At 63.7% G+C, this 14,988-nt stretch carries 14 protein-coding genes and 2 riboswitches; of the genes, 10 read left to right on the forward strand and 4 right to left on the reverse strand.

Annotated elements, in window-relative coordinates; all coding sequences use genetic code 11:
• Position 1: 1 nt before the first annotated feature.
• Positions 2–1,009 carry a thiamine ABC transporter substrate binding subunit gene (thiB, locus tag GR138_RS20895; RefSeq protein WP_160861202.1) on the reverse strand — a complete coding sequence of 336 codons (1,008 nt, stop codon included), beginning with the start codon at positions 1,007–1,009 and terminating at the stop codon, positions 2–4.
• A gap of 40 nt (positions 1,010–1,049) precedes the next feature.
• A riboswitch (TPP riboswitch) is annotated at positions 1,050–1,164 on the reverse strand.
• 175 nt (positions 1,165–1,339) lie between these two features.
• On the opposite strand from thiB, the gene GR138_RS20900 reads away from it, so the two are divergent.
• The 9 genes from GR138_RS20900 (at position 1,340) to GR138_RS20940 (ending at position 10,847) form a co-directional block, all read left to right on the forward strand.
• Positions 1,340–1,516 carry a hypothetical protein gene (locus GR138_RS20900; RefSeq protein WP_160861203.1) on the forward strand — a complete coding sequence of 59 codons (177 nt, stop codon included), beginning with the start codon at positions 1,340–1,342 and terminating at the stop codon, positions 1,514–1,516.
• Positions 1,517–1,829: 313 nt separating this feature from the next.
• Positions 1,830–2,114, forward strand: a complete 285-nt coding sequence (locus GR138_RS20905) for a GIY-YIG nuclease family protein (protein ID WP_160861204.1) — start codon at positions 1,830–1,832, stop codon at positions 2,112–2,114.
• 972 nt (positions 2,115–3,086) lie between these two features.
• A complete protein-coding gene (locus tag GR138_RS20910; protein ID WP_160861205.1) occupies positions 3,087–3,752 on the forward strand; it encodes a thiamine diphosphokinase in 666 nt (221 codons plus the stop codon).
• 3 nt (positions 3,753–3,755) lie between these two features.
• On the forward strand, positions 3,756–5,582 hold the full coding sequence (locus GR138_RS20915; protein ID WP_160861206.1) for an ABC-F family ATP-binding cassette domain-containing protein: 1,827 nt from the start codon (positions 3,756–3,758) through the stop codon (positions 5,580–5,582).
• Between the two features lie 254 nt (positions 5,583–5,836).
• A complete protein-coding gene (locus GR138_RS20920) occupies positions 5,837–6,073 on the forward strand; it encodes a hypothetical protein (RefSeq protein WP_160861207.1) in 237 nt (78 codons plus the stop codon).
• A gap of 103 nt (positions 6,074–6,176) precedes the next feature.
• Positions 6,177–6,254, forward strand: a riboswitch (SAM riboswitch).
• 60 nt (positions 6,255–6,314) lie between these two features.
• Positions 6,315–7,235, forward strand: coding sequence for a homoserine O-acetyltransferase MetA (metA, locus tag GR138_RS20925; RefSeq protein WP_160861208.1), 921 nt, complete (start codon positions 6,315–6,317; stop codon positions 7,233–7,235).
• Positions 7,236–7,237: 2 nt separating this feature from the next.
• On the forward strand, positions 7,238–7,690 hold the full coding sequence (locus GR138_RS20930) for a GNAT family N-acetyltransferase (RefSeq protein WP_160861209.1): 453 nt from the start codon (positions 7,238–7,240) through the stop codon (positions 7,688–7,690).
• A gap of 92 nt (positions 7,691–7,782) precedes the next feature.
• Complete coding sequence (locus tag GR138_RS20935; protein ID WP_160861210.1) at positions 7,783–8,799, forward strand: aldose epimerase family protein; 1,017 nt, start codon at positions 7,783–7,785, stop codon at positions 8,797–8,799.
• A 140-nt stretch (positions 8,800–8,939) separates the two neighbouring features.
• Positions 8,940–10,847, forward strand: a complete 1,908-nt coding sequence (locus tag GR138_RS20940; RefSeq protein WP_160861211.1) for a methyl-accepting chemotaxis protein — start codon at positions 8,940–8,942, stop codon at positions 10,845–10,847.
• Positions 10,848–10,921: 74 nt separating this feature from the next.
• Here GR138_RS20940 and GR138_RS20945 read toward each other — a convergent pair whose 3' ends face one another.
• Positions 10,922–11,989, reverse strand: a complete 1,068-nt coding sequence (locus tag GR138_RS20945; protein WP_160861212.1) for an alpha/beta hydrolase family protein — start codon at positions 11,987–11,989, stop codon at positions 10,922–10,924.
• 136 nt (positions 11,990–12,125) lie between these two features.
• On the opposite strand from GR138_RS20945, the gene GR138_RS20950 reads away from it, so the two are divergent.
• Entirely contained in the window at positions 12,126–13,145 is a 1,020-nt protein-coding gene (locus GR138_RS20950) for a helix-turn-helix domain-containing protein (protein WP_160861213.1), read from the forward strand.
• Positions 13,146–13,148: 3 nt separating this feature from the next.
• Here the strand turns inward: GR138_RS20950 and GR138_RS20955 are convergent, their stop codons facing one another.
• Both GR138_RS20955 and GR138_RS20960 read right to left on the reverse strand, forming a co-directional pair.
• On the reverse strand, positions 13,149–14,462 hold the full coding sequence (locus tag GR138_RS20955) for an MFS transporter (RefSeq protein ID WP_160861214.1): 1,314 nt from the start codon (positions 14,460–14,462) through the stop codon (positions 13,149–13,151).
• A gap of 46 nt (positions 14,463–14,508) precedes the next feature.
• Positions 14,509–14,874, reverse strand: a complete 366-nt coding sequence (locus tag GR138_RS20960; protein ID WP_246200609.1) for a MarR family winged helix-turn-helix transcriptional regulator — start codon at positions 14,872–14,874, stop codon at positions 14,509–14,511.
• Positions 14,875–14,988 lie beyond the last annotated feature (114 nt).

Consider the following 14,988-nt stretch of genomic DNA (forward strand, 5'->3'; position numbering starts at 1 on the left):
GTTACTTGGCGCTCATCGCCGCCAGCCATTCGTCGATCCAGGCCTTGCGGTTCGCCGCCACCTCGTCGGAAGCCATCAGAAAGGTCTTTTCCGGCTTGACCAGCGCGTCGAAGGCCGCCGGCAGCGGATCCTTCGTCTTGGCGGCCGGCATCATCCAGTTGGTTTCCGGGATGATCGACTGGAAGTCAGGTCCCGTCATGAAGGTCAGGAACTGCTTCGCCAGGTCCTTGTCGTCGGAGGTGCGCGTCAGGCCGGCCACCTCGATCTGCACATAGTGCCCTTCGGAGAAGGCCGCCGCCTTGTAGCGCTCCGACTTTTCGGCGATCACATGGTAGGCCGGCGAGGTCGTGTAGGACAGCACCATCGGCGCCTCGCCCTTGGTGAACAGGCCGTACGCCTCCGACCAGCCTGGCGTCACTGTCAGGACGCGGTTCTTGAGCGTGCCCCAGGCCTCGCCCGCCTTGTCGCCATAGACCGATTTCACCCAGAGCAGCAGGCCGAGCCCCGGCGTCGAGGTGCGCGGGTCCTCGATGACGATCTTCTGCGAGGCATCGCCCTCGACCAGCTCCTTCAGGCTCGTCGGCGGATTTTTCACCGTTTCCGTGTCGTAGATGACGGCGAAATGGCCGTAATCATAGGGCAGAAACGTATCGTCGGAAAAACCGCCCGGCACCGTCAGCCCCTCGGGCGTCAGGCCATGCGCCTCGAACAGCCCGGTCGCCTTTGCCTCGGTAATCAGGTTGGTGTCGAGGCCGAGCACCAGATCGGCCTTCGTGCCCTCGCCTTCCAGCTTCAGGCGCGTCAAAAGTTCGACACCGTCGGCCACGCCGACCCATTCGACCGTGCAGCCGCAGGTCTTTTCGAAGGTTTCCTTGACCTTCGGGCCGGGACCCCATTCGGAAACGAAGCTTTCATAGGTGTAGATCGTCAGCGTCTTGTCCTGCGCCATTGCAGGCGCAGCAAGGGAAACGGCGAGTGCCGCGATCGTGGAAAGAAGTCTCATGCGCATCCGCGCCTCCTTGTCTGGTCACAAAACGGGAGTAGGGCGCTGGACTGTGCCGTCTAATCCCTCCGCCGGTACGAGCCGGATCAGGTTCTTCGGGTTGGCGAAACCGCCTCTCAGCCCATGGGTCAAAAAACCCAAGAGCACCCCGTTAGAGCAGGAAAAGGCATAGTCCCGCTTGTGACAGTGCGCAAGGGCTTGTGCGGGCGGGAGAGCGAGTTGACGCAAAACGGCACGGCATCGACCTGTTCCATGCGGAACAGCGGACGGCCGCGCCCTGTGGGAAAGTCCAGTCACCGGATGAGAGAGGCTCATCCCCAGAAATCGGAGAGACCCATGCGCAACATCATCGTTTCCGCCACCATTGCCCTCGTCGCCGCCGTTTCCTTCGCCGCCCCCTCCCAGGCCGGCTACTACAGCTACGGCCACAAGCCCTACTGCTTCATCAAGAAGGTCAAGTCCTACGACTACTACGGCAACGTCATCATCAAGAAGATCAAGGTCTGCAAATAACCCGCCCACCCACTGACCTCCCCGAAAACCCGGATGTCCCTGCATCCGGGTTTTTGCTGTTTGGCGTGTGCCATGCCGCATGGATCCTCGGGTCGAGCCCGAGGATGACAGCGGGGAGGAAAGGCCAAGGGCCAAACGAACGGCACAGCATACTGCACCATGGTGGAGCATGGAGGAGCGCGGTGCAGCATGGTGCAGCACGGTGGAGCATGTGGCTGCGCAGCGCGTGCCACCGCTTCCTGCTGCCACACCCGCCCTCCTTTCGTCATCCTCGGGCTTGACCCGAGGATCCACAATCCCTCAAATTTCCCGCATGGCGGGATATGTCTACATCACCACCAACCAGAAGCACGGCACGCTCTATATCGGCGTGACCTCCGATCTGGAGCGGCGCATTCACGAACATCGGGAAGGTCGGACACCCGGCTTCTCCTCGACATATGGCTGCTCGCGCCTCGTCTGGTATGAGGAGCACGACAGCATCGGGACGGCCATCCAGCGGGAAAAATCATTGAAACGATGGTATCGGCAATGGAAGATCGCGTTGATCGAGGCGATGAACCCGGACTGGCGGGATTTGTATCTGGATCTGTGGTGAGCGCCGTGCCGCATGGATCCTCGGGTCAAGCCCGAGGATGACAGCGGGGAGGAAAGGTCACAGACCGACCGAAACGGAGCACCAGCCGGTGCGGCATGCAGGGTGCGGATATACCGTCGCTTCCAGGGCCGCCCCTCCTCTCCTTTCGTCATCCTCGGGCTAAGGATGACAGTGGGGAGGAAAGGTCACGGGCCGACCGAAACGGAGCCCAGCGGGTGCGGCATGCAGGGTGCGGATATACCGTCGCTTCCAGGGCCGCCCCTCCTCTCCTTTCGTCATCCTCAGGCTCGACCCGAGGATCCACGCCGCACGGCACGTCCCCCACCGTCCCCGCTTTCAACCGACATTTTCCCCGCCCACCGAATCCGTGCCTACAATCTTGCCATCCCGCCGAAGGATACGCTGCCAGGCGTGGCAGTCAGGCGGGATCGGCGCTTGTGATGCGGGAAGGACGTGCACCTTCATCGCAAGGGCCTGCGGAAAATGGTCTCCCTCCGGCGATCCGGGGGATTTGGCGGGGGTGTCGGACCGGACCTGCCATTTCCCCTGATAAATTCGGCGGGCGTGCCTGTGGGGCACACAAAGGGATCGGGTTTGGCGCGGGTGACGTCCGAGGGGTTTACCCCGGTTTGCCCGGCGCGATGGAAGACGGTGCCGATCGGCAGCCATGGCTGCGGCAGCGTAAGTCTGAGGGCGTGTATGGTGCTTTCCGATGGAAAGGCACGCCACCGTTCCCATAGACCCATCCTCCCAGAGAGACCGAAGTCGCAGGCAAAAACCGCTGAACGGGGCGCTGAGAGGTGTCACCTATACCAAACCTTACGAGGCAGCTCCCAGCGCCCCGTCCGATGCTCTCGCAAACCCACGGGCGGAAAAGCCGCCGCGTGGATATCTCCGCTGGAGCACGAGGATGAACGGACAAAACGCCAAATTCTTTCCCTTTCCCGGAAACATGCGCTAAGGGCATCAGCCATGACCTTGCCGGCACCGACAGACCAGACCTTCGTCGTCCTCCTCGGAGGCGCGCTCCAGCCGACGTCGCGGCTTGCCGCGGACGTCGCCGGCGCGCGTGTCGTGGCTGCGGATGGCGGCATGCGACATGCAAAGGCCCTTGGCCTCACGCCGGAAATCTGGGTCGGCGATTTCGATTCCACGCCGCCCGAGCTGCTGGACGCCTGGCCGGATGTCGAGCGCCAACCCTATCCCACCGCCAAGAACGAGACGGATGGCGCGATCGCCGTTTCCGTCGCCACCGAGCGCGGCGCAAGACACATCGTGCTGGCCGGCGCGCTCGGCGGCGAACGCAGCGACCATGCCCTAATGCACCTCCTCCACGCCGTTTCGCTGGAGGAACAGGGGGTTGCCATCAAGCTCACCTCCGGCGAGGAAGAGGCCTGGCCGCTTCTGCCGGGCAGCCGCGCGATCGACCTGCCGAAGGGCAGCCTGTTCTCCGTTCTCGGCCTGACGCCGCTTGCCGGCCTCGATATCGGCAATGTGCGCTATCCGTTGACGAATTTTTCCCTGCCGTTCGGGGCATCCCGCACCATTTCCAACGTCGCGGAAGGCACAATCCGCCTTTCGCTCGCCTCCGGCCGCGCGATCCTGATCGCCCGGCCCTATGACCATTCAGGAGCCTGACCCTTGGCACCGCCCATTCTCAAACTCGACGACATCTTCCTCAGCTTCGGCGGCACGCCGCTGCTGGCCGGCGCGAGCCTTCAGGTGGAGCCCGGCGACCGCATCTCGCTTGTCGGCCGCAACGGCTCGGGCAAGTCGACGCTGATGAAGATCGCCGCCGGCCTGGCCGAGGCGCAGTCCGGCGAGGTGTTCCGCCACCCGTCCGCCACCATCCGCTACCTGCACCAGGCGCCGGATTTCGACGGCTACGACACGGTTGCGGCCTACGCGGAATCGGGCCTCGGCCCGAGCGACGATCCCTACCGCGTCACCTACCTGCTCGAACATCTCGGCCTCGATGGCAGCGAGGACCCGAAATCGCTGTCGGGCGGCGAAGCCCGCCGCGCCGCCCTTGCCCGCGTCATGGCGCCGGAGCCGGATATTCTGCTGCTCGACGAGCCGACCAACCATCTCGATCTGCCGACCATCGAATGGCTGGAAGGCGAGCTGCAATCGACGCGCTCGGCCCTCGTCGTCATCTCGCATGACCGGCGTTTTCTGGAAAAGGTCTCCAACGCCACCGTCTGGCTCGACCGCGGCCAGTCCCGCCGCCTCAACCGGGGTTTTGGCCATTTCGAGGCCTGGCGCGACGAGGTGCTGGAGGCGGAAGAACTGGAACAGCACAAGCTCGGCAAGGCGATCGAGCGCGAGGAACACTGGCTGCGCTACGGCGTGACCGCACGCCGCAAGCGCAACATGCGCCGCCTCGGTGCGCTGCACGACCTGCGTGCACGCTATCGCGGCCACAAAGGCCCGCAGGGCAGCGTGCAGGCCAGCGCCTCCGACGCGCAGGAGTCCGGCAAGCTGGTCATCGAGGCGGAGAAGATCACCAAGGCCTATGGCGAGCGCACCATTGTCGCGCCCTTCTCGATCCGCGTGCATCGCGGCGACTGCATCGGCCTCGTCGGCCCGAACGGCGCGGGCAAGACCACCCTGCTCAAGATGCTGACCGGCCAGTTGGAGCCGGACAGCGGCACGGTCAAACTCGGCACCAACTTGGAAATCGCCACGCTCGACCAGCGCCGCGAGGACCTGAACCTCGACGACACACTCGCCCATTATCTGACGGACGGCCGCGGCGAGACGCTCATCGTCAACGGCGAGCAGCGCCACGTCACCGGCTATATGAAGGAATTCCTGTTCCAGCCCGAACAGTCCCGCACGCCGATCCGCAACCTGTCCGGAGGCGAGCGCGCCCGCCTGATGCTGGCGCGCATCCTGTCGCGGCCGACCAACCTGCTGATCCTCGACGAACCGACCAACGACCTCGACATCGAGACGCTGGACCTGCTTCAGGAAATCGTCGCGGGTTTTGCCGGCACCGTGCTGCTCGTCAGCCACGACCGCGACTTCCTCGACCGCACCGTCACCTCGACCATCGCGCCCGCCGACCCGGAAAATCCGGACGGCCGCTGGATCGAATATGCCGGCGGCTATTCCGACATGATGGCGCAGCGTCGCGGCGCAATCGAAGAAAAGCGCAAGGCGGAAAAGGCCGAGAAGGCGAAGGCCGCCGAGACAGCCACGGCCGCGTCACCCGATAGCAAGGGCAAGGCAAAACTCTCCTACAAGCAGAAGTTCGCGCTCGAAAACCTGCCGAAGGAGATGGCGAAGACGGAAAAGGAGATCGCCGTCCGCGAGGCAAAGATGGCCGATCCCGCCCTCTTCACCAAGGACCCGGCAACCTTCAACAAACTCGCCGCCGAGATGGAAAAGCTGCGCGAGCAGCTGACGAAGATGGAAGAGGAATGGCTGGAACTGGAAATGCTGCGGGAAGAGCTGGAAGGCTGAGGTGCGGCTGAGAAAGTCGCCGCTCCTCTCTTTCGTCATGCTCGGGCCTGACCCGAGCATCCACCGGTCACGGGCGTCGCATGGATCCTCGGCTCAAGGCCGAGGATGACGTCGCGGGTGGGGCGGGACGGGTAAAACGGACGCAAAACGCCCCTGTTCCATCCGAAACAGCTTAAACGGCGGCGATATGGGAAAGTCTGATCACTGGATGAGAGGAACTCATCCTGCAACCCGAAAGAGATCAGGAGAGTCCCATGCGCAAGTTCATCATGTCCGCCGTTGTCGCCGTCGTCGCTGCTGTTTCCTTCGCCGCCCCGTCCGAAGCCGGCTACTACGGCTACAAGAGCTACGGCTACAGCAGCCATGGTTACGGCCATCACGGCTACAAGCACTACCGCGTCAAGCGCCACTATGGCCATTACGGTCATCGCTGGGGCGGCCATTGGGGCGGCAAGGTCTACTACAAGAAGCGCCACTACAGCTATTACTAAGCTGCCCGCCTTCTGAGAAATCAAAGACCCGGATGTGCCCGTCACATCCGGGTCTTGTAGACTCCGGGATAGCGGATTGATTCGCAACCGGACTGGCGCTATCTAAAACGCTCGTGGTGATTTGGCCGGCCGGCTTGCAGCCACGTTAAACAAGTCGCTAAAGGGCCGCGCGAGGAAGACCCTTACGTGGACCGGTTGCGACATCGTTGCGGCCGGTTTTTGTTTTGGATCGAGTTGAGACATGCCCATCAAGATTCCCGATACGCTCCCCGCCTTCGAAACCCTCGTTCACGAGGGCGTGCGGGTGATGACCGAAACGATGGCGATCCGGCAGGATATCCGCCCGTTGCAGATCGGGCTGCTCAACCTCATGCCGAACAAGATCAAGACGGAAGTGCAGATGGCCCGCCTCGTCGGCGCCTCGCCGCTACAGGTGGAGCTGTCGCTGGTGCGCGTCGGCGGCCACCGCGCGAAAAACACCTCGGAAGATCACCTGCTCGCCTTCTACGACACGTGGGAAGAAGTGCGTCACCGCAAGTTCGACGGTTTCATCATCACCGGCGCACCGGTGGAGACGCTCGATTACGAGGACGTCACCTACTGGGACGAGATGAAGGCGATCCTCGACTGGACGCAGACCAACGTGCATTCGACGCTGAATGTCTGCTGGGGCGGCATGGCGGCGATCTACCATTTTCACGGCGTGCCGAAGCGCACGCTGGAGGAGAAGGCCTTCGGCGTCTACCGCCACCACAACCGCAAACCGTCGTCGGTTTTCCTGAACGGCTTCTCCGACAATTTCGAGGTTCCCGTCTCGCGCTGGACGGAAATCCGCGCCGACGATATTCGCGCCGTGCCGGGGCTTGATATACTGCTGGAATCGGACGAAACGGGGGTCTGCCTGGTGCAGGACAACGCGAAGAATCTCTACATCTTCAACCATGTCGAATATGATTCGACATCGCTTGCCGACGAGTATTTCCGCGATGTCTCGGCCGGCGTGCCGATCAAGCTGCCGAAGAACTATTTCCCGCACAACGACCCGTCCCTGCCGCCGCAGAACCGCTGGCGTGGCCATGCGCACCTGCTGTTTGGCAACTGGATCAATGAAATCTACCAGACCACGCCCTATGATCTGGAAAAGATCGGAACAGGAGCCTGACCATGAGCCGTGTCGTCATTCGCCCGTTGCACAAGGATGATGAGGGCGAATGGCGGCGCCTGTGGACCGCCTATCTCGCCTTCTACAACACCGTCCTGCCCGAGGAGATCTTTGCCACCACCTTCGCCCGGCTGACGGGAGAGACGGCGGACGGCGAATATCGCGGCCTCCTTGCCACGCTCGACGGCAAGCCGGTCGGCCTTGCCCACTATCTGTTCCACCGCTCCTGCTGGACGGTCGGCAATGTCTGCTACCTGCAGGATCTTTTCGCCGACCCTGATGTGCGCGGCGCGGGCATCGGCCGGGCGCTGATCGAAGGGGTCTATGCCAAGGCGAAGGAGGCGGGCGCGCCGGAGGTCTACTGGATGACGCAGGAGTTCAACACCACCGCACGCCAGCTCTATGACCGCATCGCCGACAAGACGCCCTTCATCATCTACCAGAAGAACTTCTGAGGCCATCAAAAAGTATGACTTTTCGGTTGCAGACCGGAGAGAATTGCAGCAGTTTGCCGCCCGCGGCCGGGATTGGTGAGGAGACACGAAGCGTGGGTGCAGGCAATGAAATCTTCGGTCACCTTGAGTCCGGTGAAGCGGTGCAGCGCATCACGATCACCGGCGGCGGCCTGACCGCCCATGTCCTGACCTGGGGCGCGGTCATCCAGGATCTCCGGCTTGAGGGGCATGACGTACCCCTGGTGCTCGGTTTCGACGATCTGCCGTCCTACCTCGCCCACTCCCCCTACTTTGGCGCGACGCCGGGGCGCTGCGCCAACCGCATCGGCGGCGGCCGGTTTGCCATCGACGGCACCGAATATCAGCTCGAACGCAACGAACGTGGCGTCTCGCACCTGCATGGCGGCAGCGACGGCATCGGCCGGCAGAACTGGCATGTCGCCGGCCAGGGCGCCGACTTCGTCACACTGACGCTGAACGATCCCGCCGGCCGTGCCGGTTATCCCGGCACCTGCGCCATCACCTGCACCTATCTCTTGGCCGGCAATGGCGTGCTCTCCGTCGCCTACGAAGCGACGACGGATGCACCCACGCCCGTCAATCTCTGCCAGCACAGCTATTTCATCCTCGACGACAGCAGCGACGCGCTCGGCCACGAGATCCGCCTCAACGCCGATCACTACCTGCCGGTCGACGAGAACCTGATTCCGACCGGCGAAATCCGTTCGGTCACTGGAACGCCGTTCGATCTGTGCAATTGGACGCCGCTGCGCCGGCAGACGGAAGAGGGCGGCATCACCTTCGACCACAACTTCTGCCTCTCGCCGGAGCGCCAAAAGAAACGAGCGGTCGCCGAGGTTCGCAGCCCCCGGTCCGGCGTCTCGCTGGAGGTGCTGACCACCGAGCCCGGAGTACAACTCTACACCGGCGCGAAGGTCGCTCCGCCCGTTCCCGGGCTCGACGGTCGCCGCTATGGCCCCTTTGCGGGCTTCTGCCTGGAAACGCAGGTCTGGCCCGATTCCGTCAACCACGCCAATTTCCCCAAGGCGATACTCCGGCCCGGCGAAATATTGCGGCAGGAGACGGATTACATCTTCCGCAAAAGGTGACGCCGAAAGCGGCAACCGCCGCGCAACACAATCGAAACCTTTCTATTGGACAAACGATGCCAGATTGACCCGGAATGTTCCCGGGTTGTTTGGGATGAAGCGCGCCAGGACGGCGACAGCAGACCCCGGGGACGCTGTCCATGAAAATCTCGGATCTCTCGATTTCCCGGAAAGTCGGCCTGCTCGTGCTGTTGATGGGCCTTGCCGCCGGCACCATCGCCACTGTCGGCAGCCGCGGCCTGACCTCGCTGGGTGCCGCCCTTTCGGACACCGGAGCGCGGGAAGAAGTGGCCCGTGAAGCCATGGACCTGCGCATCGACGTCATCGCCATCAGCCGCATGACCTACCAGCTCGCCATCGCCCCGGAAAAGGCAGCAGACTTCGCCGCCGAGACGGAGAAGCGCGCCAAGGAAATGCTCGACCGCCTGCCGAAGATCGCCTCCACGGCCGATGCCAATGAGCAGAAGCTGCTCGACGGCGTTCGTGCGGCACTGGCGCCCTATTTCGAGGATATCCGCGCCATGGTGGCCGTCGCCGGCTCGGACAAGGGCCAGGACCGCGCCGCCGTTCTCGCCGCGCTCGACAAGGCGCTGGAAGGCCAGAAGGCCGTTACCGCCGCGCTCAAGGAATACACGACCTACTCCGCCGCCACGCTGTCGGAATCGCGCGCCACCGCAATCTCCCGCTCGACGACGACGCAGATCCTGCTGCTCGCAACCGCCTTCATCTGTATCGTCGCCGGCATGCTGCTCAGCATGCTCTTCGCCCGCAACGGCATCGTTCGCCCGATCCAGCTTTTGACCGGCGTGATGTCGAACCTCGCCGCCGGCAAGCTCGATGACGACATCCCCTGCACCGAGCGCAAGGACGAGATCGGCGCCATGGCGCGCACCCTCGACGTCTTCCGCGCCAACGAGATGCAGATGCGCGAAATGGAAGCCCAGGAAGCCGCCCTCCAGGCACAGAGCAAGGACCTGCAGACGAACATCAGCACGATCGTCGCGGCCGCTGCCGCCGGCGACTTCTCGCGCCGCATCACCAAGGCCTATGAGGACGAAGATCTTCGCCGCTTCGCCACGGGCGTCAACGAGCTGGTCGAGAATGTCGATCGCGGCGTCAGCGAAGTGCGCCGCGTGATCGCCTCGCTCTCGCATGCCGACCTGACGCAGGAAATGGCTGGCCACTTCCAGGGCGATTTCGCCGAGCTCCAGGCCAACGTCAATGGCGCCATGCTGACGCTGCGCAGCACGATGACCGGCATCCTGACCACTGCCGGCACGATCACCGGCAATTCCCGCGAGCTTTCCGCCGCGGCAAACCAGCTTGCCCACCGCACGGAGCAGCAGGCGGCTTCGCTTGAAGAAACGGCGGCTGCCCTCGAGGAAATCACCACTACGGTCAAAACCTCGACAAGCCGCGCGCTCGAGGCCTCGGAAATCGTGCGCGAAGCCAAGGACAGCGCCGACAAGTCGGGCGACATCGTCCAGAACGCCATCAGCGCCATGGGCCGCATCGAGCAGTCCTCGCAGAAGATCAGCCAGATCATCTCTGTCATCGACGAGATCGCCTTCCAGACCAACCTCTTGGCGCTGAATGCCGGTGTCGAGGCGGCGCGGGCCGGCGAGGCAGGGCGCGGCTTTGCGGTCGTCGCCCAGGAAGTACGCGAACTCGCGCAGCGCTCCGCCAATGCCGCCAAGGAGATCAAGACTTTGATCAACGCATCGGCCGGCGAAGTGAAGGGCGGCGTCTCGCTGGTGCTGTCGACCGGCGACGTGCTCTCGGAAATCAAGGACCTGGTGAACCGCGTCAACGACCACGTCGTCTCGATCACCCGCGCGGCCCAGGAGCAGTCCGCAGCGCTCGGCGAAATCAACACGGCCGTCAACCAGATGGACCAGATGACCCAGCAGAACGCCGCGATGGTGGAGGAAACCACGGCCGCAAGCCAGGTTCTCGCCAGCGAGGCAGCCCAGTTGCAAACCGCGCTGTCGCAGTTCCATATCGACGCGGGACGCGGCAACGCCGCCTACCAGCGCCGCGCCGCTTAAAACCCCCTGCAAACACGCCAGAGACCAGCGATCGGACACCCGACCGCTGGTCTTTCTCGTTCAGACGTCAACGATCAGAAGGAGCCTTTGAGCGTCTTCTGAAGCGCGTCCACGACTAGGCGTTTCAGCTCTTCATGGATATCCGCCCGCGGCCGGCTGGTGACTTCGTCGCAGATCGGGTCGACTTCACCCTCCGCTTTCAGCAGTTCGAGGCCGTCCGGCTTGCATTCCGGCAGGAAACTGTAGTGCCAGGAATCGGCAACCGTCGCATAGCGCGCCTGCGGCACGAGCGTCGCCAGTCCGTCCGAGATGACCGATTTGGGGATCGTGCCCGGACTGCCGAGATTGATGAAACTCAGCGGAATATCGATCGCCTTAAGGCTATCGGCCTCATAGGCCTGGGCCAGCCCCGTATCCACCAGCACCGCCGCGCGGATGCGTGGGTCGCGGTTCGACTGCTCGAAGCGCGCTTTGTCCACCTTACGCAAATCGAGCTTTTCGACCTTGATCGGCTTGCCATCGACATAGCCGACACCACGGGCAAACCAGGCGCAATCTCCCTGATCATAACCATCGCAATAGCGGGCATAGGCATCGAGATTGGCGCGAGCGCCGGAAATCTCCATCGCCGCTGCACCGCCGAGCGAGAAGCCGACGACGCCGATCCGGGCCGGGTCGAGAGCGTCACGCCATTGCGGATCGCTCGAAAGCCGATCGATCACTGCCGACAGATCGGCGGTGCGCTGCCAGAGCTTCACCGTCTCTTCCGGCGTGGAATCGCCGCTCGTCGTGCCGGGATGGTTCGGGCCGGCAACAACGAAGCCGGCTTCGGCAAGTGCGGTGGCAAGCCAGCTCATCGCATCGGCCCGCGAGCCCGAACCATGCGAGAGAAGCACAAGGGGAAAACGCCCTTTGGCAAGAGCCGCATCGCGCACCGACGGCGCGCCCTTGAACAGCTGGTTATCTCCGACCAGACTGGACGGACCGCCCGCGCCGGTGGGGTACCAGACGGTGACCTCGACTGCGCGGCCACGCTCCGGAGCGGATACGCTGATCGTACGGACGCCAACATCGGCGGCTCGGGCGGATGCAAGCGATACACCCGCGATAAAAAGGGTAGACAGAATGAAGGGGGGAAACATGGGAGCCTCGCTCGGTTGATTTGACGGGCAAATCATCGCCGCTTACGGCCCTCCGGACGTCCTCGATCATGTTTGAGGTCGCCCTTGATCGCGATCCGGATCATGATGCGCCATCGTCAACAGAACCGTTTCCGCCGTGCTCTTCATTCCCCTGCCCTTCGTCGTCGCCCTGCTGCTGGCGATCCGCTTCGTGGTGCTCCTGCGCAATCAGGAAAGCGGCAACCGGCCGTTCCTTGCCTTGATCGGGCTCTGCATCCTGCAATCCATCGTCGTCGGCCTGCGCTGGGGCTATGACCTGACCGCGCTGCGCTATGTCCTGCCCGTGCTGGCGGCGGCCGTGCCCCCGCTGGTGCTGGCGAGTTTTCGCAGCCTCATCCAGCCCGACCGGGCAGACATGCCCTGGCTCAATGGACTGCCGCCGCTCGTCGTCATGGCTTTGCTGCTGTTTGCGCCCTATTTGATCGACGTTGCCCTCGTCGTCATCTTCGTCGGCTATGCCGCGATCCTGCTGCGGCTCGCCACGGCCGGTCCTGACGGGCTGGAGGAGGCGCGGTTCGATGGCGCCGCGGGCGCGCACAAGGCCCTGCTGATTGCCGCAGGCGCGCTTTGCCTGTCCGCATCTTTCGACATCGCGGTCATGCTCGATTTCGAATGGAGCCGCGGGGAGAACGTGCCGATGATGGTCAGCAACGCCAACCTGCTGAGCCTCTTCCTGCTCGGCCTGACCGCGACCGTCGCCGCGCGCGCCCGCGCACTCCCCGCTTCGCCCGGCGAGGCGGAACAGGACCCTTCGGCGGATGAAAGAGACCGCGACGTTCTGGAGCGCGTCGACCGGCTGCTCGCCACGCAAAACCTTTTCCGCGACGAGAACCTGACGCTTGCGCGCCTGGCCCGGCGGGCGGGCGTGCCGGCCCGGCAGATTTCCGGCGCGATCAATCGCCTCGCCGGCAAGAACGTCTCGCAATATATCAACGATTTCCGCATCGCCGAGGCCTGCCGGCTGCTGCGCGAGACCGACATGCCGGTGACCGCGGCCATGTTCGAATCCGGCTTCCAGACGAAATCGAACTTCAACCGCGAATTCCGCCGGGTCACCACGCAAAGCCCCGCCAACTGGCGGGCGGACAATCGCGCGCCAAGCTTGGCGGGAGGCTGATGTTCAGGCCGGCTGCGGTTCCATCTCCGGCATTTTCGGCTCGCGGATGGTAAAGACCGCGAGCGCGCCGATGAGGCACAGCACGCCGGCGATGAAGAAGGCCGGAAGATAGCTTTCATAAGCCGTCCTGGTGAAGCCCGCGCCCCAGGCGGCGAAGGCGGCGCCAAGCTGGTGGCCGGCGAAAACCCAGCCGAACACCATGGGCGCCTTTGGTCCGAAACGATCGATGGTGAGCTTGAGGGTTGGCGGAACCGTTGCGACCCAGTCGAGACCATAGAAGACGGCGAAGATCGACAATTCGTAGAAGCTGAAGCTGGTGAAGGGCAGGTAGACCAGCGAAAGCCCGCGCAGCCCATAATACCAGAACAGCAAGGTACGGCTGTCGAACCGATCGGACAGCCAGCCCGAGCCGATCGTGCCGGCAATGTCGAAGATGCCGATGATCGCCAGCATGCCGGCCGCGGCCGTCGCCGCCATGCCGAAATCCCCGCAGAGCGAGATGAAATGAGTCTGCACCAGGCCATTCGTGCTGGCACCGCAGATGAAGAAGGTGCCGAACAGCACCCAGAAGACCCGGGTCTGTGCCGCCTCCATCAGAACCGAGATGGGCGAGGCAAGCATCGCGCCCAATGTCGCCGGCGGTGCGGGGGCGACGACCGCCCCGTCCTTGGCGCCATAGGGTGCCAAGCCGACATCCGCTGGATGGTCCTGCATGAAGACGAGGACAGCAACGGCCGCGATAAACAGCATGGCGAGAATGAGCGTCAGGGCATCGCGCCAGCCGAGGCTCTCCGTCAACGACGCCATCAGCGGCAGAAACACCAGCTGGCCGGTTGCCGTGCTGGCCGTCAAGAGGCCGACGACGAGGCCGCGGCGGGTGGCAAACCAGCGCGTGGCGACCGTCGCGCCGAGAACCATGGCCGTCAGCCCCGTGCCGAAGCCGACCACGACGCCCCAAAGCAGGGTGAGCTGCCACAGCTCCGTCATGGCGAAGGAGCCGAAAATACCGGCACCGATCAGAAGGAGCGCGATGCTTGCGACCCGGCGGATGCCGAAGCGGTTGATGAAGGCGGCGGCGAACGGCCCCATCAAGCCGAACAGCACGAGGCGGATGGCGAAGGCGGAGGAAATTTCCGACGTACTCCAGCCGAACTCCTCTTGCAGGGGACCGATCAGCACGCCCGGCGTGCCGACGGCACCCGCCGTCACCAGCATGGTCAGGAAGGTGGTGGCCGCCACCACCCAGCCATAATGGATGCCATGGCGGGCGGCAAAGCGGGAGATGGTCGTGCCGGTGGAGGGTGGGGTGTTCGGCATGCGGGCATCCAATCTGCGGGTAGATACCCGCTTAGCGATCAAAAAATCATAGCAGGCTGTTCAATTCGGTCAGAAGCGCGAGCTTTTCCGGCCCCAGGCGTGCGGCGACATCGTCCTGGCAGGTCTGCCAGAGCGGCACGGCGGTCTGGAGGATCTCGGTTCCCTGCCCGGTCAGAAGCACCAGCGCCTCGCGCTGGTCGTCTCCGCGTCCGAATTCGAGCAAACCCATGCGCTCAAGGACACGGACATTGCGTCCAAGCGTCGAGCGATCCAGTTCCATATGCCGGCCAAGCTCCGTCAGGCTCACCGGCTGGCGTCGCTCGACATTTCGCAGCAGGGAGAACTGCGCAATATTGATGCCGGTCGGCTCCAGCGCGCCATCATAGAGGGCGCTGAGCTTTCGGTTGGCCATTCTCAGACGGTTGCAATAACACGGTGCGGTCATTATGCGGGTATATGCCCACAATAGGACCGACGTCAAGCCCACCACCCTTCAACGGCCGGCAGGCGACATTGCCGGTCGACG

It is taken from the genome of Shinella kummerowiae (assembly GCF_009827055.1).
GTDB lineage: Bacteria > Pseudomonadota > Alphaproteobacteria > Rhizobiales > Rhizobiaceae > Shinella > Shinella kummerowiae.